Genomic DNA, 22,535 nt, shown 5'->3' on the forward strand with positions numbered 1-22,535 from the left:
AGACTTAGCTTCTGCTGAGCCTGTATCTGCTCCTGTAATCAATGGTTAATTCCTTGATAACAACTAAATATTAGCAAAAAGGCACCCCCAGAAATGGGGGTGCTTTTTTGTTTTTGGGTTAACCAATATTAAAGATTAAAGATATAGCGTTACTAAAAAATATTAATTCTTTTTAATTACATTTGTTAAATATTTTGGCTCCAGTAAAATACTTAGCTATCAAATGTAGTCAAGATCACAATCATAGAAAAGAAAACAAGCTAAGGTAAAAATCCCGTGATTGATCTACATATAGGGTAATTTATCGAGCATTGTTCAAAACATGACACCATATCTGTGGTATAACCAAGAAGAGTCTTAATTAAACTGGCAACGATTTCGCTAAAAGTAAAGTACAAAACTATTAGTTATTTATTTATTCTCAGTAGTATAAATGATGCAACCCACCGTCTTAACTTCCCCTGAGCAAACCAACCATAGCGACACTAACCCTTCTCTAAGTTACTCTTCGCACTTAGGAGATCAAAAAATTAGGGTAAGACGACGAGACGGCTCTTGGACAGCGTTAAATATTAGTAAGATACGTGCCGTTGTAGACTGGGCTTGTAGCGGACAAGAAGTAAATAGCATTGCCTTGGAAGCGGGGTTAACAACTCGACTACGTGACGGCATCACCACCAGGGAGATCCAGGACAATCTGATCAACTGCGCTCTAGAAATGTGTAGTCCCGATGAACCAGACTGGCGTTATGTAGCTGGAAGACTACATATGTGGAGTCTTTGGAAAGATACTCTAGTCAGTCGGGGTTATCAGTATGGAAACTATGAAATCACGGTGAGGACTAAAGTAGAATCTAAGCACTATGATAATCGTCTCTTAACCTATTCTACGACAGAATTACGAGAAGCTGGAAGCTGGATTAATGCAGATTGGGATACAGACTACGACTATGCTGGAGCGGTTTTATTAACCAGTCGTTATCTTTTGGGGGATGAACTTCCCCAAGAAGCTTTCTTAACCTGCGCTTTACTTTTGGCAACGGTAGAAAGCCCTGAAAGTAGATTACCTTGGGCAAAACGATTTTATGAAGCCATTGCTAGTCGGAAAGTATCCTTGGCTACCCCTATTTTGGCTAATTTACGGGTTCCAGGTGGTTCTTTGACTAGTTGCTTTATCGTGTCTATGGATGACAACCTAGAAAGCATTTTTAAAGAGATTACCAACACCGCTAGGATCTCCAAAAATGGAGGTGGTGTGGGGGTTAATGTCAGTCGCATTCGGGCTACTGGTAGTCAGGTGATGGGAAAAAATAACGCTTCTGGAGGGGTTATTCCCTGGATCAAGTTGTTAAACGATACTGCCATCGCCGTTAACCAAGGGGGAAAACGAGCAGGTGCTGTTACCGTTGGGGTGGATATTTGGCATTTAGACGTACCAGAATTTTTAGAAATACAGACAGAAAATGGGGATCAAAGACGTAAGGCTTATGATGTATTTCCTCAGTTAATTTTGACCGATGAATTTATGCGTCGGGTGGAAAATAAACAGGAATGGACATTAGTTGATCCTTACGAAGTTAAAGAAAAGTTTGGTATTGAATTGGCGGAATTATGGGGAGAAAAGTTTGAAGAAGCTTATCGCTTAATTGAGGCAGAATTAGATAGAGAAATTACCCTGTATAAGCGTGTGAATGCTCGTGAATTATTTAAAACTATTATGCGATCACAGGTAGAAACAGGGATGCCTTATTTAGCTTTTAAAGACACCATCAATAAGGCTAATCCTAATAAGCACGTTGGTTATATTCCTGGTGTTAATTTATGCACTGAGTCATTTTCTAATGTTACTCCTGGAAAAGAAGCACATTGTTGCAATTTAGTTAGTTTGAATTTAGCAAATATTGAGGAAGAAGAACTCGACTATCTTTGTAATATCGCTGTTCGTATTTTGGATAATACTATCGATATTACTAACCCTCCCTTTGGTGATGCTAAGGCGCATAATGACAGATACCGTACAATTGGAGTGGGTTGTATGGGGTTAGCTGACTGGTTAGCTAAAAAGAGTTTAACTTACGAAAATATAACGGAAATTAGTAACCTATTTGAAGAGGTAGGTTATTGGTGTACCTACACTTCTATGGAGTTGGCAAAAGAAAGAAGTCCTTATAATGCTTTTGAGGGAAGTGACTGGAGTAAGGGGTTATTAATTGGCTCGAAACCAGTTGATTGGTTTGTTGAAAATGCCTCTAAAAAAGAGCGTTGGATACAGTTATCAGAAGATATTAAAACCTATGGTATTCGTAATTCCCATATTACTGCGATCGCCCCTAATACTTCTTCTTCTTTGGTACAGGGTTGCACTGCTAGTATTCTCCCTGTTTATAGTCGTTTCTTTTACGATAAATGGGCAAAAGGAACGGTTCCTATTGCACCTCCATTTATTAAAGAGTCTTTTTGGTTTTATCACGAAAACAAGACTTTAGAGCAACAAAAAGTGGTCAAAGCTGTTGGCACTATTCAACAATGGATAGATACAGGAATTTCTATGGAATTGTTGTTTAACTTAAATCAAGGTGTTTACTTTGCTGATGAACCAGAACGCTGTTTAACTGCTAAGGATATTTTTGAGACGTTACTGTTAGCTTGGAAGGAAGGTTGTAAGGCGATATATTACGTTAGGACAGTTCAGAAAGACGATTTTAAAGAGTCTGATAATAATTGTACTGCTTGTGCTAATTGATTCCATAGGGTGGGAAAATATCTACCTTATTCACTGTCTTATAATTCCCCAACATAAAATTCTAAAAAGTTTGGATAGTTTAATGATGAAGTTACCTAAACGTACTGACTCGCAAAAAATTGGTGTCAAAGCTTCTGATTTCTTTAGTTCAGTTTTTAGTCGATTTTGTAATGTAATTCCCGTTCCTCAAGATAGAGATTTAGGTATTGACTTCATTTGTGAAATCATGAATGGAGAATACCCAACTGGAAAATTATTTAATGTTCAATGTAAAGGAACAGAAGAAGTAAAAATCAAAAATAATTCAATTACAATCTCTATTAAAGTGACTACTCTTAATTATTGGTTAATTCAATCTAATCCAACTTTTTTAATTGTTGTTGACTACCAAAACAAAAATCTTTATTGGTCTTTTCCTCAAGAGTTTCTTGGGTCACTGAATAAAGACTGGAAAAAACAAAACATAGTTTCTATCCCAGTTTCTCCTGAAAACTGTCTTAAACAGAATGCTAATTCCTTACCTAATCAATTAATTTCAATTGTTCATTCTCAGTCGTCTGTTACTCCTCAGAATGGTAATTATCTCGGAACATTAACTCTTAGATATGCAGTGAACAAAGCTATTATTTCTGGACTAACTATACTAAGTTCGCCCTTTTATCGTCCTTTTCAATACATAGGAATGTCTATTACAGATGCAGCACAAGCAGTCAGAGGAAAACCTAATCAAAAAGGCAATATTATTATAAATTCTGAAGAAGCTAATATGCTATTAGAAGCAGAAGGTAATTTTATCAGTTATGTAGATATTGAAGTCAAAAAAACTGCACCCTGGAGTCCCAATAGTCCTTTCGATTCTGAGACAATTTTAGGCGTATTAAGTATTAATCCATCTGAGTTGGAACTGATTCGCAAACAAACTCATTTTCATACCTATTATGATGACAAAAGAAAACTTAAAATAGGTGTATCTTGTCAATATGAAGGCGCACCCTTATCAGTAGGATTTAGTAGTAAATATTATGGAGACTAAAGTATGTTATTTTTAACTATTTGAGGAGATATTTTTAAGCTTTAAAATAATATTTACCAAAACATAAACCATGTCAAAGAGATATTGTTGGTAACTTTGTTAAAATCATCTATATTTGGGGTTAACCATTAATTGATTTTAGTTTGTAGGGTGGGCAATACCAACCTTACCACTAGACTAGGATGACAAATAATATAAAATAATCTCTAACAATATCTATCATTCACCAACATAATTTTTAATATTATCAAAATTAGGGATTTTATTCTAATCTTGCCTGATCAAAGCATCTGCAATTAGACGAATATCCTTAAATGAGGACAAGAAACCAAACCATGTTTAACTGGATTATAATGAATATAATTCAAACCAAAATTTATCTATGTCTGAGCTAACATCAAACCCTGTTATTTTAGAAAAAAATTTTGCTCGAGACTTAAATCAAGCCAAAGATTACTTATCTCCTCAAGATATTTTTTCTAAAGATGAACTAGCTGAACTCAAGAAACGCTCTAATATCAAAGGTTTAAGGCAATTATTGATGCACTTAGTCGTGATTATAGTTAGTGGCTATTTTTGGCTAGAAAACAACAATCTTTTGATTGAGATTCCTAGTCTTATCATCTATGGATTTAGTTTAGCATCTATGTTTGCTGCCTTACACGAGTGTGTTCATTATAGTGCTTTTGCCAATCCTCGTATTAATGAAATTGTAGGCTGGTTTGCAGGGTTATTGTCTTTTTATAATAGTACCTTTTATTGTTCCTATCATATTTGGCATCACCGTTATACTCGTATCGAAAATAAAGACCCCGAATTAACCGATCTAACCCCTACTAACCTTTGGGAATATATTTGGATAATAAGTGGGATTCCTTGGTGGATAGGTAAAATAAAAACTCATTTTTTCTGTGCTATGGGACAGTTTGAACATTTTCCCTACATTAGAAAAGCTGCTAAAAGCAAAATTAGACGATCAGTACAACTACAACTATTCATCTATTTAGTAGCGATCGCAATTTCTTTTTATTATCAACAAAGTTGGTTTTTCTTAGGTTGGCTTTTACCTTTAGCGGTGGGACAAACCATACTCAGATTTATTTTATTAGCCGAACATATAGGTTGTACCTTAGATGCGAATCCTTTTGCCAACACTCGCACCACTTTAACTATTTTTCCTATTAGAAAATTGATGTGGAATATGCCCTTTCATGGTGAGCATCATTTTTGTCCATCCATTCCTTTTCACGCCTTAGATAAAGCCCATATCAAATTACGGCCTCATCTAAATAATGTTACTACTGGCTATCTAAGTGTCAACTTTGCTCTAATCAAAAGTTTTTTTTGATCTATTAATTTGACAAATAGTCTCAGTACACTTATTACTTTTCTCTCAATCTTGGTGAAAAAACCGCAAATCAGATATTCTAAGTAACAATGATCTGAATTTATAGGTGGATTTATCAGCCATGCTGTCACGCCAAAAAGAGGAGAAGTTATGAGTAAAATTTATGTACTACTCTTTAACGCCCGGACCGAGAACGAAGGCATTCATACCGTACAAATGGGCGAGCGCAATAAAATTTTGATGTTCGAGTCAGAAGACGATGCCACTCGCTATGCCTTATTACTGGAAGCACAAGACTTTCCCACCCCCACCGTTGAATCTTTTGATGTAGATGAAATTCAAGAATTTTGTCGTCAAGCAGATTACGACTGGGAATTGATTGGTGCTGGAGAGTTAGCCATTCCCCCAGAACAAAACGTCGAGGATATTAACTGGGGAGAAGACAAAGAACCAAAAAAATCAAAAACAACCGAAACAACAGCCTCAGAAATGTCCTCAGAAGAATTAGAGCAAATTCGCCGTAAATTGGAAGGCTTACTGTAACCCCTATGGAAAATATACAAGAAAGAGGTCATCTGTTAACCGAACAGATCAACCCCAACTCTCAGAATTTAGACCAACTGAGTACCGTGGAGTTGGTAGAGTTGTTTAACAGCGAAGATAGCCAAACCCTCAAAGCCATTGCTCAGGCAAAGGTAGAACTGGCTAAAGCCATCGATGTTACCAGTAAAGCTTTGAGTCAAGGGGGTCGCTTATTTTACGTTGGAGCCGGTACTAGCGGGCGTTTAGGGGTGCTAGATGCTGCGGAATGTCCCCCCACCTTCTGTACCGATCCTGACATGGTACAGGGCATTATTGCAGGGGGAGCAGCTGCTTTGATTAGAAGTTCAGAAAATTTAGAAGATCGTCCCCAAGACGGCGCAGAAGCGATCGCCCAACGAAAAGTGATCGAAAAAGATGTAGTAGTGGGTATTAGCGCAGGAGGTACGACTCCTTACGTTCATGGGGCGTTAAGCGCAGCCAAGCAACGGGGGGCAACCACCATTGCCATCGCTTGCGTTCCTGCTAAGCAAGTTCCTATGATCGTTGATATTGACATTCGCTTGTTAACCGGTCCTGAGATTTTAGCAGGTTCCACTCGTCTTAAAGCAGGAACAGTGACGAAAATGGCTCTAAATATCCTTTCAACAGGGGTAATGGTTAAACTAGGCAAAGTTTACGGCAACCGTATGATCGACGTTTCTGTTACCAATAGTAAGCTATACGACCGAGCTTTGCGTATTCTAGAAGAATTAACAGAGCTAAGTCGTCCCGATGCCACTGAGTTACTCGATCGCAGTGGAAAACGGGTTAAACTAGCTCTGTTGATGCACTGGACAGATCTTGACTCCGAAGCAGGACAGTTATTACTGGATAACAATCAAGGAAATCTTCGGACTGCACTTCTAAAAAATAAAAATCAGTAGAAAGGCTTAAGCAAACCTCTCTACAAAAATGGCAATTATTGTTAATTAAATTATGCTAAACACACCAGAAACTACAACTATTTTAATTGTTATTTTAGTCGCCTTTGCTTTGTTAGCTTGGGGCTACAATCGGGCCAAAGGTTACGGAAAATTAGGCAAACTAGCTTGGTTGCAATCAGTTAGTTTGATGACACCTTGGTTGATTTTTTTTGGTTTATTTGCCCTAGGAATTTATCTTAACATTGTTGGTATTTTGTTCTTATTAGTTACTTCGATTGTATTTTACATTTACTTAGGTAGAAAACTAAGAACAGAAGGTCAAGATGTTGTCTTGAGAGAGCAAGCAGCACAAAGAATCGAAGAAGAAGAAACAAGACAGGCTAAGAAAACTGATATTTCACAGGCTTCAGAATCAAAAAATGCGGGGGACGTAATTCCTATTCCCGAGGAAGACTTACAATCAATAAGAAGTATTTTTAGTATTGACACCTTTTTTGCAACAGAAACTATTTCCTATCAAGAAGGAGCTATTTTTAGAGGTAATTTAAGAGGAGAAACAGAAGAATCATATCAACGTCTCTCAGAGAAACTTAAAGCTACTTTTGGTGATAAATATCGTCTCTTTTTAGTAGAAGGAACGGAAAGTAAACCAGTGGTCATTATCTTACCAAGTAGTGATGACCCTCAACCAACTACTCTATTACAAAAGAATCTCGCTTTAGTGCTTTTTGTAGCAACGATATTGACAACACTAGAAGCCACTAGCATTTTGTTAGGATTTGACTTCTTTAACAACTGGAATCGCTATCAAGAAACTTTACCTATTAGTTTAGCTCTTTGGGGCGTATTTATTTCCCATGAAATCGGTCATAGGATAGTAGCTAAACGCTACGATATTAAAATGAGTGTGCCGTTTTTCCTCCCTACGTGGCAAATCGGATCTTTTGGTGCAATTACTCGCTTTGAATCTCTGATTCCTACTCGAAATGCTCTATTTGATGTTGCTTTAGCGGGACCTGCTGCTGGTGGAATTATTTCTTTTATTTTACTAATAGTGGGCTTAGTATTATCCCATCCAGGTAGTCTTTTTCAAGTGCCAACTCAATTCTTTCAAGGTTCAATTTTAGTGGGGAGTTTAGCTAAAGTAATTTTAGGAGGACAGTTAGAAAATACTATCGTTGATGTTCATCCTTTAACCGTTATCGGGTGGTTAGGATTAGTGATTACCGCCTTGAATTTAATGCCAGCTGGACAATTAGATGGTGGTAGAATTATTCAGGCCATTTATGGTAGAAAAACGGCAAGAAGAACGACAATTATTACCCTAGTTATTTTGGGAATTGTCACTATATTTAGTCCTGCTAATCCGATCCCCTTGTACTGGGCTGTGGTTATTTTATTCTTACAAAGAGACTTAGAAAGACCAAGTCTTAATGAATTAACTGAACCAGATGATACCCGTGCAGGGTGGGGATTATTGGCTCTATTTTTAATGTTAGCAACCCTGATTCCTTTAAGTCCAGGTTTAGCTGGAAGATTAGGTATAGGAGGATAAGGAAGCTAGAAGTCAGAAGCCCGTTCTAATAATAATTGATCATTCAGTCTCTCTCGTTTAAACTAAACAGGAGTCCTTATTCATCTCCGATGTTAACCATTGACCTATGTTCAAAAAACTTTTAGTAACATTATTACTAACCCTGCCGTTAACCGCTTGTGGAGGAGAGAACCAACCCTCAAACACTACCACTGCAAGTACCAGTCGTCTTGATACCATTAAAGAGCGAGGAAGCCTCATCTGTGGGGTAAATGGAGAAGTCCCTGGGTTCAGTTTTGTGGACGAAAATGGTCAATATTCGGGGTTAGATGTAGATGTATGTCGGGCCATCGCAGCCGCTCTATTTGATGATCCTGATCAGGTGGAATACCGTAAGTTGAGCGCACAAGAACGCTTTCCTGCTGTTCAGTCAGGAGAGGTAGATGTTCTTAACCGCAACACCACCTGGACCATTAGTCGAGATACCACTAACGGTATGGAATTTGCTCCTACCGTCTTTTATGACGGTCAAGGAATTATGGTAACAACGGCCAGTGGGGTGACAGATATACAAGGATTAGCTGGTAAGTCTATTTGTGTCTTAGCTGGAACAACTACAGAGCAAAATTTAGCCGACCAAATGCGAAAACAAGGCATAGAAGATTACAATCCAGTTACCTTTGAGGACGTAGACGCACTTTATGCAGCCTATCAGGAGGGACGTTGCGAAGGGGTAACGGCAGATCGCTCTCAATTAGTAGCTCGTCGTTCTATCATACCCAATTCTAACGAGCATAATGTCTTAGATGTAGTGTTATCAAAAGAACCCCTAGGACCGGCGGTGAAAAACAATGATTCCGACTGGTTTGATGCGGTTAAATGGATTACTTATGCCCTAATTCAAGCGGAAGAATTTGGTATTACTCAAGAAAATTTAACAACGTTTGAGAATAGCGAAGATCCCAACATCAGAAGGTTTTTAGGATTAGATGATAAGTTAGGAGAGGGAATAGGATTACCTAACGATTTTGCCGAACGTATTGTTAAGCACGTTGGTAATTATGGAGAAGTTTATGAGCGAAATATTGGTCAACCTTTGGGGTTAGATCGCGGTCCCAATAAGTTATGGACGGAAGGGGGTTTACTATACTCTCCACCGTTTAGATAAATTGACCTAAACCACTGACTAACGCTATAAAGTTTATATATAAAAGATAGCAGTCAGGAATAATACTTGAGAAGTGAAAAACGATTAGGAAATAATACTTTTCAATCGTTCTTCTCATTTTCTATCAGTTAGAATATATTATTTGTTGTAGAATGATGAATTCAGGATTGAAGTTAAAATATCAATAGTATCCAAAGAAAACTTAACAATATTTAAAAAATAGAGTAGTTATCTAGCTTTTATCTTTATAGTGATCAAAAAAAAGAAATGAATGCGGAAAAAACCCCCTTTTGGCGTGATTCCCGAATTGTTAAAGTAATTATCCAGATTTTAGTTGTGAGTACTATTTTAGTGCTAATGGCTATTTTTTGGAACAATCTTGTTAATAATTTTAGACAGTTAGGATTAACATTCGGTTTCGGTTTTATTGTTGATCCTGACCTCAATTCTCGCTTCAATATCGGTGATACTCTTATTCCTTATCAGCCAACTGATCCCTATTATAGAGCCATCTTAGTTGGCTTACTGAACTCATTAAGAGTTATGATTACTGGGATTATTTTAGCCTTTTTTTTAGGGATAATTATTGGATTAGGAAGATTATCTAATAACTGGTTAGTCCAGAAAATGGCAACAGTTTATGTAGAAACCATCCGTAACACTCCTTTATTATTACAGTTATTTTTCTGGTATTTCGCTGTTTTTCTGAAGTTTCCTAAAATTGATGATCCTCTAATTCTTTTTAGGTCTATTTTTCTCTCTAATCAAGGGATTTATATTCCCTTCCCTTTAGCAAATGTACAGACTTTATCAGCCATTATAGCATTGCTTTTGGGTGGAATTATAGCGTTTTTCATTTGGCAAAGACAAACTCAAGTGATTATTCAACAAGGAGTAACAGGAAAATTTTATAACATAGCTTTAATTGTTATTGGCTTGCTATCAATTTTAATCATTTTTCTAGGTTTAGATTGGCAGTTTCCCATCTACGACTCTCAAATAAAACGTATTCAAGATGGCTTGAATCTTTCCCCCGAGTTTGCTACGTTATTAACGGGATTAACCATTTATACTGCTGGTTTTATCGCTGAGGTAGTGCGATCGGGTATTCAATCGGTTTCTAAAGGACAATGGGAAGCAGCGGAAGCTTTAGGATTAAACTCCAGTTTAGTCATGCGTCTAGTCATCTTTCCCCAAGCATTATGGGTTATGATTCCCCCTCTAACCAGTGAATTTTTAAACCTAGTGAAGAATTCTAGTCTAGCGGTTGCTATTGGTTATAATGATATTTACGCCATATCTAACACGATTTCTAATCAAACGGGAAAATCTGTAGAAATGCTGTTAATTGTTATGGTAACTTATCTAGTTTTTAACCTGATTATTTCTTCTGGAATGAACTGGTTAAATCGCACAGTCCAACTTAAAGAAAAATGATCTAGGTGAAGATAAATAAGATGAATGAAACGTTTATTTTTTTGATTAAGATTTTTATCCCTTCTCTCATAGTTTCGGTGATAATTAAATATTTAGGTTCTTTCATTTCTATTCAACCTAGTAATATCAAAGCACTGATAATGGTTATGATATTACCTTCAATCGTAGCTTTGTTTTTGAGTCAAAAACTATTGAATAACATTTCAAATTCCTAAGATGAAGTTTTCTCAATGGATTGGTTTTACTATTTTAGCCTTTTGTGTTTACATCCTTTGGAATATTAGGCAGTTATTACTTTTACTATTTACGGCTGCAATTATTGCTAATTTTCTTAATCATGGAGTTCAACTATTGCAAAGAATTGGGATGAAGCGGGGATCTGCAGTATTGTCATCTATTCTATTATCATTAATAGTATTGTCAGGATTCTTTTTGATCATTATTCCTCCGTTTGCGGAACAATTACCAGAATTATTCAAGTTAGTTTCTTTAGGATTAGATCAATTAATTCTTACTATCAAAGATTTTATTCTACGTCTTGATCCAGAATTAATTAAAGCATTACCAAATAGCCAACAAGTTGTAGAACAATTAGAACCTTTAATCCAAATAATTGCCGGTCAGGGGTTATCAGTTTTTTACACAACTTTAGGTATCCCATTAACCTTACTATTATTATTTGCATTAACCCTGATGTTGTTAGTTAATCCTAGTGCCTATCGTCAAGGATTTATCCGTTTATTCCCTTCATTTTATCGTAAAAAAATAGATCATATATTAACAGAATGCGATCGCTCATTGCAAGGGAAACTGACCAGAATCTTATTTAAAATGGTCATGATTACCATGTTGAGTTTTATTGGGCTATCTCTTTTAGGAATGCGACTGACATTGGCACAATCCATGCTGGCAGGAATCTTAACTTTCATTCCTAATATTGGGCCAGTCTTAAGCTTAATTCCCCCGGTAGCTATCGCTTTACTAGAAAATCCTTGGAAATCTCTTAGTGTTTTTGTTCTTTATATTATATTTTATCTAGTTATTTCGATCATAGAAAGTAAATTCGTTGCTCCCTTATTAATAGAAAATAGAAAATCCATCTTACCTGCTGTAACCTTGCTTGCACAAGTATTCTTTGGTATTTCATTTGGGGTGTTAGGTTTCTTTTTGGCATTACCTTTAGCCCTCGTTGCCCAAGTTTGGCTAAAAGAAGTGCTAGTTAAAGATATTTTGGATCAATGGAAAAGTAATTATAATTATTCTCATCAGGAATTCACTTCAGAATTGAAAAAAAAATAAGTATAAAAACTCTCCTTACTAAATTATAAATATTCATAGTGATGCGAACTATTGACGAAATTAACGAAAAAATTACTAAAAAAAAAGCCGTAGTTTGGACTGTGGAAGAACTAAAAACACGGGTTCAAGAAATTGGTGTCGATCAAGCATTTAAAAAAGTCGATGTGATTTGCACAGGAACCTTTGAACCTATGGAGTCATCTGGGGCTATCCTTAACTTGGGTCATACCGATCCCCCTATCAAGATACGACAATGTTGGTTAGATGGGGTTCCTGCTTATGCTGGCTTTGGTGCAGTGGATCTCTATTTAGGGGCTACTGCTATGGTGGATTATAAAACCATCGGTGAAATGAACGACAGTGAAAATCGTTCTGGGAATGTTAGTGCAGAGAGGGGAGGGGGCCATGTCATCGAAGATTTAATCGCAGGAAAACCAGTTAGTGTTAAAGCTATTGGTCAAGTCACCGACTGTTATCCTCGAGCTTCTTTTGAAACTACTATCACCCGTAAAACTATAAATCAGTTTTATTTATATAACCCCCGAAACCTATATCAAAACTTTATTGTAGGGGTTAATAGTAGCGATCGCTTTTTGTACACTTATCTTGGGCCATTACAACCGGAGCTAGGTAACGCCGTCTACTCTAACCCAGGAGCTATCGCTCCTTTATTTAATGATCCCGACTTAGAACTGATTGGTATTGGTAGTCGGGTTTTTTTGGGGGGTGGTGTGGGTTATATTGCTTGGGAAGGAACTCAGCATTTCCCCCTACAGAAACGCTTATCTAACCGTACCCCCATCGGTCCGGCTGCTACCTTAGCCTTAGTAGGAGATGCCAAAACAATGTCATCCCAATGGGTTAGAGGGTGTTATTTTAATCATTATGGTCCCTCTTTGATGTTGGGAGTTGGGATTCCTTTTCCTGTGTTGGATCAAAGGGTAGTTGAACGTTGTGCTGTTGTGGATAAAGAAGTGGTTGCACCAGTAATCGATTTTTCTATTCCTCGTCGGGTTCGTCCCACCTTTGGTTTAGTTAGTTATGCACAATTAAAAACAGGTCGCATGACAATAGAAGGAAAAAGTATTCGAGTTGCACCTTTAGCTAGTATATCCTTATCTCGGAAAGTAGCCCAAGAGCTAAAAAGTTGGATTGAAAGAGGAGATTTTACTTTAACCGATCCAGTTGCTCCTTTGCCTAAAGATCGAGCTTTTATGGCACAAGATTTATGGGGTTCTCAAATGACATTAGAGTGACTAACTCATCACTTACTGCATAACGTTTTAAAATCTTTTTTGATAGGCAAGATAGACTGCTTCTAAGAAAAGATTAGTGGTAGTTTTTTCTGGTATTTCTTGAAGATTAATAATGTCTTTAACTTGATATGCTAGTTTTCGTGCTAACTCAACTCTAGACTCGGTAAACATTTGCTCTCGTCTTTGTAAGTATCTGCGAATAGTGGCGAAATCTTCAGGGGATAATTGAGATAAATCGGTGTTTGTTTGTAAGTATTTAGCTAAGGTTTCTGCTTCCTGTGAAAAAGCTAAGTCTGTCCCTTTTTTGCCTTGTTTTTGTTGAATAATAATGGTTCCTGCTACCCAATCTCCAATGCGTTTTTCTTGTTGACCGAAAATAATAAAAAATAGTCCTAAAAAGAATAACTCATCAATCGGTCTTAATAAAGCTCGTAAGGTTGCTTGCTGTAAAGTAATCGGTCTTCCATTATCTTGGATAACACGAATTTTAACAAAACGTTTTCCTGGAGTTTCCCCTTGCCATAGGGTTTCAAAAATAACAAAATACCCCACATAAGTCGCAAAAATAACGAAAAACTGAATTGCTAAAATCCATAAACCAACTTGATCTTCTTGGATACTAAAAATGGTAGCAAGAATGGGTACATTGAAAAAAAATAAAGCAGAAATACTCAGTAATACTATAAGTATAAAACCCAAAACAATCCAATCAATTACTGAAGCATAGATACGATTTCCGACCCCTGCTAAAGTAAATTCTAGCTCAATACTTTCCGGAGTTTCTATTTTGAACTGATTAAAAAAGTTCATACTTTTAATAATTTTAAGTTAGAGATTAAATTGAATCACGAAGTTGTATGTCTATCCCTTCTCGGCGGCTACGTAAATCATAGTAAAGAACGGCTTTAATAGATTGCCAAAAAGGAACTAAAATAGCAGACAGTCCCAAAGATAGAATAAAAGACAAAGGTAAATAAATAACTGCAAAAATTGGAGAATCTTGTGGAAAAATAATCACCAATGCCGAACGGATTAAAAAATTAAAAACTTGTAGCCCTGAAGAAATAGGAATGGCTATTAAAAAAGCAATAAAACCGATCAACATAATCCGAAAAATAAATTTTTGAGTTAGTTTAAAACTTCGTTTAATTGCTTTAGTTGATGAAGATTGATCCTCAATTGCTATAGATAAATCCACTAGATATAATCTGGAGTTCAGCCAAAATAAACTAATAATAAATATTGAAAATAGTAGTATTGCAAAAAGACTAAAGACTAGCCATGATAACACAGTGTTATTTTGAAATAGCATGATAGATAAATTACGTATAATAATACCGGCAATAACACCAGTAATACCAAAGAAGAAATACCATCCAAAGAAAATCAAAAAAACTAACAATCCTGCTCCGAAAAACGTCCACAAGCGAGGATTAACATGACGACGGGCTTCTGTGACACTCTCTGGTTTTCCAATCACTTCTCCGTAGGCTAAACGGGATAATAAACCCGAAATTGCCATGAATTTCGCCCATCCATAAATAGGGACAATAAACCAAAGAGTGGCAATCAAAGCTAACTTATAATAAACAACAAAGTGATCTCGATAGATTCGAGCAGCAGCACTAATAACATTGCCGATACTCAACGGGCCCGGTGATTGGTACTCTAGAGAAGGGTTAGACATCAGAAATAATCTGTAAAAAAGCACAACAACAAACAACTCATCCTTATGCTAAGGCCAGTTACTGGAAATCTGGGAAAAATATAATGAAAATTCAACGTTGGATTGCACGACGGGAACCCTATTGGCAAAGACTGGATTTCCTGTTAAAAAAAATAGAAAAAAAAGGGATTAAATGTTTAAATGCTTCAGAGATTCAGGAATTGTCGGGATTGTATCGCTCTGTTTCAGCCGATCTCGCCCGTGCTAAAACATTCAACCCTGGTAAAATTCTTATTCAAGACTTACATCAGTTAACTACCCGCGCTTATAGTCAAATTTATCAAGCACCTCGGGGTCAAGACTGGGGGGGGATTTGGAGATTTTATCGTTGGGGTTTTCCTGAAACGGTGCAGATAACTTGGAAATATACAGCGATCGCTACTTTAACCTTTATGTTAGGTGGATTAATTGCTTGGTGGTACGCTTGGACAGATCCTAATTTTATTGCTTTGGTAGCACCCTCAGAGTTAATTACAAAAGTTCGGGACGATCAAGAGTTGTGGATGGGATCGATTATTGGAGTGGAACCCTTAGCATCTAGTGGCATCATGATTAATAATATGTCAGTTTCTTTTAGGGTGGTTGGTGGGGGAATTGTTGCTGGTATTTTGACCCTTTTTATTCTGTTTTATAACGGTTTACTGATCGGTACCATTGCCACTCTTGTGGGACAAAATAATTTAGCGTATCCTTTTTGGGCTTTTGTTTTCCCTCATGGTTCCCTGGAATTACCCGCCATTTTTTTATCGGGAGGTGCCGGCTTATTGATTGCCAAAGCGTTACTATTTCCGGGAGAATATAAACGGGCTGATGCTTTGAAAATCTACGGATTACAAGCGGCACAACTAGTTTTTGGAATTGTTCCTCTATTATTTATTGCAGGGATTATTGAGGGATTTTTCTCTCCTAATCCTTCTGTCCCCGATCCCCTGAAATATGTTGCTGGTTTACTGCTGTTTATACTTTTGATTCAATATTGTAGTTTAACTCCGAACTCAAACTACAGTAAATGACGGGCTTTAATTTCTAAATAGCGTTCTACTAATTGTTCACTAATTTGATTGGCTGCTGCATCCAAAACTAAAACCCCTTTTTGTTTTAGTTGCGCTAAAGCCATCTGACGTTGCGATAGTACATCTAAAGCGACGCTACGGCGATAAAGATCATCAATGGTTTCTGTTTGACTGTGGGCTATTTCATCTACTTGAGGATCCCGTAAAGTGACACAAAAAGGCAAATAACGAGGAGTTAGGCGTTGCATAGCTGTTAACAATTCTGCTGAGGCGATTTGATCAATAACATCGGTAATTAACACCACTAAGGCGCGACGATGTTGTTGATTCACTAATCGGGTAACGGAACCAAAATAATCCGGTTCCAGTAAGACGGGTTGTATGGGGGTTAACCTTTCGATAATTCGTGAAAGTTGACTTTTTCCTCTCTCCGGAGGCATCCAAGCGACTACTTCTCGGTCAAACACCCCAATTCCTACCGAATCCCCTCTATTTAACCCTGTTGATGCTAGGGAGAGGGTACTATTGAGGGCCCAATCGAACCGCTTTAACCCTTGAACCTGTGCCGTCATCAATCGTCCGCGATCTAGTAGAATAATTAGGGTTTGTTTTCGTTCTTCTTCTAAGACCTTAACGATGGGATGAGTGCTTTTAGCACTAGCTTTCCAGTTGATTAAACGGGTGTCTTCCCCACTGACATATTCCCGTAATTCCCTAAATTCGGTCCCTTGTACCAGACGACGACGGAGACGCATCGTACCTGTGTTTTCTTGGCTAAGGCGAATTAGGAGCGATCGCAATCCTACTAAATCTGGGTAGACAGCTACTTTTTGACTAGCTACTACTTTCCAATCGTACCAAGCCAAAGCCCAAGGGCTTAACTGTCTGATGCGAATATCTCCCCACCGAAATTCTCCCCTTTGATGAGGGGAGACTGTGTAATGCAATTCTTGTTGAGTTTGAGGGGTTAAACTGGTTTTTAAAGTAGGGACAGAAACGGAAAATTGTTGAGGATAGTTATCTTTAATGACGACTTGTGCAGCTTGTTGTTTAGCGGTAATTGAAAGTGTTACTTTATTTTCTCTCCCAATAGATAATTTTTGCCGAGAATGACGACTTATTATCACCCGATTCTTTTTCACTTTACTCCCATCGATTACCATCACCCCTAAAAAAGTGACATCGAATAAAAGTAGCAATAAGAGACTAATTTTAACATTAAATAATGCTACTAATACTGATATAAATAGAGCAAGAATCAAAATAAAGTATGAGCGTTTAGCTGGTATAATCATCTTTTCCAAACCTTTAAGAATTATCGGTCACTAATAACTGAATTTACAGTTTATCTGGGAACATCAACTTGTTTCAGAATTGACTCAATTACTGCTTGAGAGTTTACCCCTTCTAATTGAGCTTCTGGGTTAAGAATTAAACGATGACGAAGTAAAGGAATAGCGATAGTTTTGACATCATCTGGAGTTACATAATTTCTCCCTGCAAACCAAGCTTTTGCCTTACTTGTTTGCAACCAAATAACTGCAGCACGGGGAGAAGCACCCAAAGCAACATCGGGATGTTGACGAGTTTTTTCTAATAAATCTAATAAATAATTAATAATATTTTCTTTGACTTCGACTTTTTGTACCGCTTCTCTAGCTGTTAAAATATCTTCAATAGTAGCTATTGGTTGCAATTCTCTAACATTTGTTGATTTTCCTTGGGAGCTATTTTTTGCCTGAATCAACATTTGTTTCTCTGCCGAACGATCTGGATAATCAATCAATAATTTAAACACAAATCGATCTAATTGAGCTTCAGGGAGAGGATAAGTTCCTTCAAATTCTAAGGAATTTTGTGTGGCAATTACCCAGAATAAAGGAGATAAAGCTCTAGTTTTCCCGTCTAAGGTTACTTGTTGTTCTTGCATTGCTTCTAGGAGAGCAGATTGTGTTTTTGGAGGTGTTCTGTTAATTTCGTCTGCTAATAAAATTTCGGTAAAAATGGGACCTTCTTTTAGTGTGAAATCACGAGTATTAAAGTCAAATATATTAGTTCCTAAAATATCTGATGGTAAAATATCTGGAGTGAGTTGAATGCGTCGAAAATCTGCTTTAATAAGTTGAGATAATACTTTTACTAATAGGGTTTTTCCTGTCCCTGGAACTCCCTCTAAAATAACATGACCTCCACTTAATAAGGCAATCAAAAGCTGCTCGATGATGGAAGATTGTCCGACAATAATTTGTTCTAGAGTTTGACTAATTTGAAGAAATAGGGCATTATTTGTTGTCATGATTTGATGATTGAGGATAAATTTCTTTGTGAATAGTTTGCCATTGTTTCATCCATTCCAGTAACTTAAAATCGTGTGAGGAATAGTTTTTATGAGATTTTTTTAGCAATGTTTCTAACATCATAGGTGATTTTCCCACCCTCTGACTCCAAACTTTTATCAGACTATCTAAGTTTTGTGGATCTAATTTTAAACCTAGTTTTTTTTGCAATTGTAATTTTTCTGCTTTTTCAATAGTTTTAAGTACAAAATCACGACTTTTTGCATTTTGTAAAATGGTTGCCAATGCGTTTATATATTCTTGACTGTTATTAGCTATTTTTCGCTGTATTTTTTTCTTCTTATTCATACCATTATTATTAGCAAAAATAAGTATCAATATGATTAATAATCCTTGGATTAAAATAATTAGGAGCGGAGTATTGAGTAAATAAACAAGAACATTGCTATCTGTCTCAGTTTCTTGTAAATCTTTATTTTTATAACCATGAATATACTCATCTACTAATATTTTATTTCCTGGAGTCGATTCTACTAAATGAGCTAGAAACTGATAATTCCCTGGGAAAAGTTTATAAGCATTGGCCCCTAAATAGGGAGTAGTTACATAAATAATTTGCCCTCTTGATTGTTTTTCCTGCGAAATTATTGCCCCAAAATCATCCTCAAGAATAGCTTTACTATATCCTGTTTTTCTACGAGTTGTTTCAATTGTCACATCACCAAAGTTTGTCCTATGATTGGTAGTAAAAGGAGCTTCTGTTACTCGACCTTGAGAAGCTAATATAACTAGAGTATTACCTTGTTTTACCCATTGCTTTTCCCTGTCATCTATAATAAATCGGGAATATTTACCATAAATCCTTAACAAAGTAATGGGATTTTCTAAGGCACTTTTTTCTAGAATGTCAAAAGGTTTTTGCCATCTTTCTATAATAGTTTTCCTCTCCTTCATAAAGTCGTACCAAGCAGCATAACCATCAGGAGAAACCCCGAAAGTAGAGCCACTTATTAGTCTATTCTGAGTTGGAGCAACTAATACAGCAAAAAAAAGAACTACTCCCATTAAAATAGCAATCAAGAACCATAAACGACGACGAGATTTAATCATAATCTTTTGATACTTTCATAAGCTTCCCAACAATTTTTGACTAAAGATATTGATGCAGATAAATTACCAAAACAAAGCTCTTGATGTATCCACAATAACTGTTGATAGGATTGATATTGGGGTATTTTTACAATTATTTCTTCGTACTCTCCATCGGTACGACTAGATTTATGGGGTACGATGTTTCGACTATCTAATTGTTGTAGCATAGCCTGATATAAGCATTGACAAACTTCCTGATATTCTCCTTTTTTTTCTGCTTTTTGTGCTTGGATTACCCAATAATCTACAGAGTAATCTTGCTTTTTTTCTGGTATATTTTTGATAATCTTTCGATTATTACGGGATTTAATCTTGCGTTTGTACCATTTTACCAACTGTTGTCCTTTCCACATTAACAAAATGAGCAACAAAGCAATCATTACCCAAAACAATAAGTGAATAATAAGTCTTACCAATGTAGAGTTTAACCAACCAGGGAAACTAACATCTGCTAGACTACCTGCAAATTGATTTCCTATCAATTCCCACTTTTCTAATAGTCTTTGTTGCAACTGAGAAACTTGCCATCCTGGACTATTTGTTTCTACAGAAATATTTAACAATAATCCTCGCATTAATTACCCCGCTTATCTGTGAGAAACTGGCAAAGGAAATTTTTTAAGCCCTGCTTTTTGTAGTCTAGCATTAAGGCTTTAAAATGGATCCAATTCTTTTCATAGGGATTTTAAAAAGTTAGATAATGTCTAATTACCTGAGTTCGATATAAAAAACATTATCGAAAATATATCAAGTTCAAGAATATGAAATACCGATTATTCCGTTTAAAAAACTTAACTTCCAATACCGAACTCCCAACACCGAACTCAAGTTAATGGGTATTGTAGAATAAGCAAAAATCATCAATTATAAACTCCCAAAGATTGTACAATATAAAAAGACAAGATTGAGGATAAAAAATGAGTCAATCAAACCCAATGCTACAAACCATTGTTAATTCCGTTATGGGAGTCAAAGAGACAAAACCCCCCATACAGTCTCCCATAAATAATCAGGAAATTGATGGCAAAGCAGTGGTTACTTATCTAGTAGGAACCATAGTACAAATCGGTTTAATGATTTCTGCACTTTGGGCAATGTCACAAGCTTACAATCGTATTTTAAGTTACAATACTCCTGATTGGTTGCCAACAGCGATCGCTAGTGTATTTTTTATTTTCTTAACCATTCGTTCTCGCTTGTTTTCCCCATTAGATAATACTCGAAATTCGGGAACTTATAAACAAATTATTCGACCTTCTTGGGCTCCACCTCCATTAGCATTTCCCATTATTTGGATGAGTATCGGTGTTTTAAGAGTGGTTTCTTCTGTATTAGTTTGGCAGGAAATGGAAGCAAATTTCTTAGCTTTTCCTCTCATTCTCTATGTTATTCATCTCGCTTTAGGGGACACTTGGAATACTATTTTTACAGTAGAAAGAAGATTCGGGGCAGCCTTTCCTGTCGTTATTTTGGGACCTTGGTTATCAGCAATTATTGTTACTATCATTTATGGTCAAACAATTAGTTTAGCAGGATTTTTACTACTTCCTTCTGTTATTTGGCTTACTGTTGCTTGCGTTCTCGTTTATGGGATTTGGCAATTAAATGGCCGTGAACCTTTCTATCCTACAAAACGAGAAATTATTGAGTCATGATTCGTTATTTCTTCTCCTTTATCCTAGTTACAATTTTTAGCTTTTGTTCTCTTGATTCAATGGCTTACGGAACAGAATTAAGCAGAAATAGTTTCCTTGTGGATGGTAATTTGCTTCCCTGTTCCTCTAAAGTTGCTTGTGTGGTAAGTTCGCAAGAAGAGGACAAATTTTATATTGCTCCCATTTCTTACCATATCGAGAAAAATAAAGCCAAAGAAATCTTGTTAAAAGTATTAACAGTTGTTCCTAGAACTCAGGTTATTGAAACCAAAGAAAACTATATTATTGCAAAAGCAAAAGGGAAGTTTTTGGGAAGAATTGATGACTTAGAATTTTACTTTCCTCCCGATGTCTCTATCATAAAAATGCGCTCAGCTTCTCGTAGTAATAAATTTGATTTAGGTTTAAACCGTAGAAGGTTAGAACAAATTAGATTAGCTTTAAAAGAACTCAACGTTTAAAGAATTTTTTCCAACCCATAAACCAAACTTTTCAACTGAGTAACTTTACGAATGGAAAGTAAAACCCCCGCCATATAACAGGAGCGATCGCTAGTATCATGGCGTAAAGTATAAATCTCTCCCTGTGCGCCAAAAATAACTTCTTGATGAGCAATTAAACCCGGTAAACGCACGCTGTGAACCCGAATATTATCAGCCACCACACCACCTCGAGAACCATATATGGTTTCTGTTTCTTGAACAGAAGAAGGATTATAGGTTTTTCCTAAATCAGACAGCATTTGCGCTGTTTTTATAGCAGTTCCACTAGGTGCATCTGCCTTTTGATTGTGATGAAGTTCGATAAGTTCAACGTGATCAAAATACTGAGAAGCTTGGATCGCCGCTTGTTGGAGTAACACCATTCCAATAGAAAAATTAGGAATAATTAAACACCCCGTACTCGCTTTATCTGCAAACTCAGCCAAATCTTGTAACTGCTTATCAGTTAACCCAGTGGTTCCCACCACCGGACGTACCCCATAAGCGATCGCACTTCTAACGTTATCGTAAACACCTTTAGGGTGGGTAAAATCTACCATTACCCCTTGTACTTGCTCCTGAGTTGCCAACACCAAAATGCTTTCTAAATCATCCACTATCGGCACTTCTAACTCACCACATCCGACTACTTCTCCTACGTCTTGACCACGATAGTTCGGGTTTTTATCCACTGCTCCCACTAAGATCATGTCTTTTGCTTGGGAAACTGCCTTAATTACTTCACGACCCATTTTACCAGCAGCACCATTGACAACGACGGGGATGGGGGTTTCGACTGTCATTTCTATTGTTAATCCTTAAATACACCGAGATTTAGTATCATTCTACCCGAAACTGTGGACTTGAGGTTAAGGGAAGCTTCTCAAAAAGTCTGGGGGGACTCGCCGAAAGTTAGGGGACAAAGA

Annotated in this window: 20 protein-coding genes; 13 read left to right on the forward strand and 7 right to left on the reverse strand. The window is 36.7% G+C overall.

Features of this window, described 5'->3' with window-relative positions; genetic code table 11:
- Positions 1-433: 433 nt before the first annotated feature.
- The 10 genes from P9B04_RS20675 to P9B04_RS20720 all read left to right on the forward strand — a co-directional run bounded on the left by P9B04_RS20675 (position 434) and on the right by P9B04_RS20720 (position 13,284).
- Entirely contained in the window at positions 434-2,743 is a 2,310-nt protein-coding gene (locus tag P9B04_RS20675) for a ribonucleoside-diphosphate reductase subunit alpha (RefSeq protein WP_446718026.1), read from the forward strand.
- 82 nt (positions 2,744-2,825) lie between these two features.
- Positions 2,826-3,776 (forward strand): DUF4365 domain-containing protein, encoded by a 951-nt coding sequence (locus P9B04_RS20680; RefSeq protein WP_342056858.1) that lies wholly within the window; start codon positions 2,826-2,828, stop codon positions 3,774-3,776.
- Between the two features lie 382 nt (positions 3,777-4,158).
- On the forward strand, positions 4,159-5,124 hold the full coding sequence (locus P9B04_RS20685) for a fatty acid desaturase (RefSeq protein WP_342056859.1): 966 nt from the start codon (positions 4,159-4,161) through the stop codon (positions 5,122-5,124).
- A 150-nt stretch (positions 5,125-5,274) separates the two neighbouring features.
- Positions 5,275-5,667, forward strand: a complete 393-nt coding sequence (locus P9B04_RS20690; RefSeq protein WP_342056860.1) for a DUF3110 domain-containing protein — start codon at positions 5,275-5,277, stop codon at positions 5,665-5,667.
- Positions 5,668-5,672: 5 nt separating this feature from the next.
- Positions 5,673-6,590, forward strand: a complete 918-nt coding sequence (murQ, locus tag P9B04_RS20695) for an N-acetylmuramic acid 6-phosphate etherase (RefSeq protein WP_342056861.1) — start codon at positions 5,673-5,675, stop codon at positions 6,588-6,590.
- A gap of 52 nt (positions 6,591-6,642) precedes the next feature.
- Entirely contained in the window at positions 6,643-8,145 is a 1,503-nt protein-coding gene (locus P9B04_RS20700; protein ID WP_342056862.1) for a site-2 protease family protein, read from the forward strand.
- Positions 8,146-8,251: 106 nt separating this feature from the next.
- Positions 8,252-9,292: an amino acid ABC transporter substrate-binding protein gene (locus tag P9B04_RS20705; protein WP_342056863.1), complete on the forward strand. Its 1,041-nt coding sequence runs from the start codon at positions 8,252-8,254 to the stop codon at positions 9,290-9,292.
- Positions 9,293-9,559: 267 nt separating this feature from the next.
- Positions 9,560-10,729, forward strand: a complete 1,170-nt coding sequence (locus P9B04_RS20710; RefSeq protein WP_342056864.1) for an amino acid ABC transporter permease — start codon at positions 9,560-9,562, stop codon at positions 10,727-10,729.
- Positions 10,730-10,945: 216 nt separating this feature from the next.
- On the forward strand, positions 10,946-12,028 hold the full coding sequence (locus P9B04_RS20715; protein ID WP_342056865.1) for an AI-2E family transporter: 1,083 nt from the start codon (positions 10,946-10,948) through the stop codon (positions 12,026-12,028).
- 41 nt (positions 12,029-12,069) lie between these two features.
- A complete protein-coding gene (locus P9B04_RS20720) occupies positions 12,070-13,284 on the forward strand; it encodes a homocysteine biosynthesis protein (protein ID WP_342056866.1) in 1,215 nt (404 codons plus the stop codon).
- 27 nt (positions 13,285-13,311) lie between these two features.
- Here P9B04_RS20720 and P9B04_RS20725 read toward each other — a convergent pair whose 3' ends face one another.
- Together P9B04_RS20725 and P9B04_RS20730 are read right to left on the reverse strand one after the other, a co-directional pair.
- Positions 13,312-14,094, reverse strand: coding sequence for an RDD family protein (locus P9B04_RS20725; protein ID WP_342056867.1), 783 nt, complete (start codon positions 14,092-14,094; stop codon positions 13,312-13,314).
- A 25-nt stretch (positions 14,095-14,119) separates the two neighbouring features.
- Positions 14,120-14,971, reverse strand: coding sequence for a hypothetical protein (locus tag P9B04_RS20730; protein WP_342056868.1), 852 nt, complete (start codon positions 14,969-14,971; stop codon positions 14,120-14,122).
- Between the two features lie 83 nt (positions 14,972-15,054).
- Here P9B04_RS20730 and P9B04_RS20735 point away from each other — a divergent pair, with 83 nt between their 5' ends.
- Positions 15,055-16,023, forward strand: coding sequence for a stage II sporulation protein M (locus P9B04_RS20735; protein WP_342056869.1), 969 nt, complete (start codon positions 15,055-15,057; stop codon positions 16,021-16,023).
- Here the strand turns inward: P9B04_RS20735 and P9B04_RS20740 are convergent.
- From P9B04_RS20740 to P9B04_RS20755, 4 genes are read right to left on the reverse strand one after another with little or no spacing between them, the layout of a single operon-like run.
- Entirely contained in the window at positions 16,011-17,318 is a 1,308-nt protein-coding gene (locus P9B04_RS20740; RefSeq protein ID WP_342056870.1) for a DUF58 domain-containing protein, read from the reverse strand. The genes P9B04_RS20735 and P9B04_RS20740 overlap by 13 nt on opposite strands.
- Before the next feature lie 50 nt (positions 17,319-17,368).
- Positions 17,369-18,319, reverse strand: a complete 951-nt coding sequence (locus P9B04_RS20745) for an AAA family ATPase (protein WP_342056871.1) — start codon at positions 18,317-18,319, stop codon at positions 17,369-17,371.
- Entirely contained in the window at positions 18,306-19,430 is a 1,125-nt protein-coding gene (locus P9B04_RS20750) for a DUF4350 domain-containing protein (RefSeq protein WP_342056872.1), read from the reverse strand. Before P9B04_RS20750 ends, P9B04_RS20745 begins: the two co-directional genes overlap by 14 nt.
- Complete coding sequence (locus P9B04_RS20755) at positions 19,427-20,047, reverse strand: DUF4129 domain-containing protein (RefSeq protein WP_342056873.1); 621 nt, start codon at positions 20,045-20,047, stop codon at positions 19,427-19,429. The genes P9B04_RS20750 and P9B04_RS20755 overlap by 4 nt, the downstream gene beginning before the upstream one ends.
- Positions 20,048-20,389: 342 nt before the next feature.
- Here P9B04_RS20755 and P9B04_RS20760 point away from each other — a divergent pair, with 342 nt between their 5' ends.
- Both P9B04_RS20760 and P9B04_RS20765 read left to right on the forward strand, forming a co-directional pair.
- Positions 20,390-21,127 carry a TspO/MBR family protein gene (locus P9B04_RS20760; protein WP_342056874.1) on the forward strand — a complete coding sequence of 246 codons (738 nt, stop codon included), beginning with the start codon at positions 20,390-20,392 and terminating at the stop codon, positions 21,125-21,127.
- A complete protein-coding gene (locus tag P9B04_RS20765; RefSeq protein ID WP_342056875.1) occupies positions 21,124-21,588 on the forward strand; it encodes a DUF1499 domain-containing protein in 465 nt (154 codons plus the stop codon). The genes P9B04_RS20760 and P9B04_RS20765 overlap by 4 nt, the downstream gene beginning before the upstream one ends.
- On the opposite strand, the gene dapB is transcribed toward P9B04_RS20765, so the two are convergent.
- The gene (gene dapB / locus P9B04_RS20770; protein WP_342056876.1) at positions 21,585-22,412 is read right to left on the reverse strand and encodes a 4-hydroxy-tetrahydrodipicolinate reductase; all 828 of its coding nucleotides are present in this window, start codon (positions 22,410-22,412) and stop codon (positions 21,585-21,587) included. The genes P9B04_RS20765 and dapB overlap by 4 nt on opposite strands.
- Positions 22,413-22,535 lie beyond the last annotated feature (123 nt).

The sequence above is a fragment of the Crocosphaera sp. Alani8 genome, from assembly GCF_038442745.1.
In the GTDB taxonomy this organism is placed as follows: domain Bacteria; phylum Cyanobacteriota; class Cyanobacteriia; order Cyanobacteriales; family Microcystaceae; genus Crocosphaera.

Bases quoted from the DNA above. Each gene is read 5' to 3' on its own strand.
- P9B04_RS20735 (WP_342056869.1), top strand. From the start codon at position 15,055: ATGAAAATTCAACGTTGGATTGCACGACGGGAACCCTATTGGCAAAGA.
- P9B04_RS20720 (WP_342056866.1), top strand. From the start codon at position 12,070: ATGCGAACTATTGACGAAATTAACGAAAAAATTACTAAAAAAAAAGCC.
- P9B04_RS20705 (WP_342056863.1), top strand. From the start codon at position 8,252: ATGTTCAAAAAACTTTTAGTAACATTATTACTAACCCTGCCGTTAACC.
- P9B04_RS20710 (WP_342056864.1), top strand. From the start codon at position 9,560: ATGAATGCGGAAAAAACCCCCTTTTGGCGTGATTCCCGAATTGTTAAA.
- P9B04_RS20680 (WP_342056858.1), top strand. From the start codon at position 2,826: ATGATGAAGTTACCTAAACGTACTGACTCGCAAAAAATTGGTGTCAAA.
- P9B04_RS20675 (WP_446718026.1), top strand. From the start codon at position 434: ATGATGCAACCCACCGTCTTAACTTCCCCTGAGCAAACCAACCATAGC.
- P9B04_RS20685 (WP_342056859.1), top strand. From the start codon at position 4,159: ATGTCTGAGCTAACATCAAACCCTGTTATTTTAGAAAAAAATTTTGCT.
- P9B04_RS20760 (WP_342056874.1), top strand. From the start codon at position 20,390: ATGAGTCAATCAAACCCAATGCTACAAACCATTGTTAATTCCGTTATG.
- P9B04_RS20750 (WP_342056872.1), bottom strand. From the start codon at position 19,430: ATGATTAAATCTCGTCGTCGTTTATGGTTCTTGATTGCTATTTTAATG.
- P9B04_RS20745 (WP_342056871.1), bottom strand. From the start codon at position 18,319: ATGACAACAAATAATGCCCTATTTCTTCAAATTAGTCAAACTCTAGAA.
- P9B04_RS20730 (WP_342056868.1), bottom strand. From the start codon at position 14,971: ATGTCTAACCCTTCTCTAGAGTACCAATCACCGGGCCCGTTGAGTATC.
- P9B04_RS20700 (WP_342056862.1), top strand. From the start codon at position 6,643: ATGCTAAACACACCAGAAACTACAACTATTTTAATTGTTATTTTAGTC.
- P9B04_RS20740 (WP_342056870.1), bottom strand. From the start codon at position 17,318: ATGATTATACCAGCTAAACGCTCATACTTTATTTTGATTCTTGCTCTA.
- dapB (WP_342056876.1), bottom strand. From the start codon at position 22,412: ATGACAGTCGAAACCCCCATCCCCGTCGTTGTCAATGGTGCTGCTGGT.
- P9B04_RS20765 (WP_342056875.1), top strand. From the start codon at position 21,124: ATGATTCGTTATTTCTTCTCCTTTATCCTAGTTACAATTTTTAGCTTT.
- P9B04_RS20755 (WP_342056873.1), bottom strand. From the start codon at position 20,047: ATGCGAGGATTATTGTTAAATATTTCTGTAGAAACAAATAGTCCAGGA.
- P9B04_RS20725 (WP_342056867.1), bottom strand. From the start codon at position 14,094: ATGAACTTTTTTAATCAGTTCAAAATAGAAACTCCGGAAAGTATTGAG.
- P9B04_RS20690 (WP_342056860.1), top strand. From the start codon at position 5,275: ATGAGTAAAATTTATGTACTACTCTTTAACGCCCGGACCGAGAACGAA.
- murQ (WP_342056861.1), top strand. From the start codon at position 5,673: ATGGAAAATATACAAGAAAGAGGTCATCTGTTAACCGAACAGATCAAC.
- P9B04_RS20715 (WP_342056865.1), top strand. From the start codon at position 10,946: ATGAAGTTTTCTCAATGGATTGGTTTTACTATTTTAGCCTTTTGTGTT.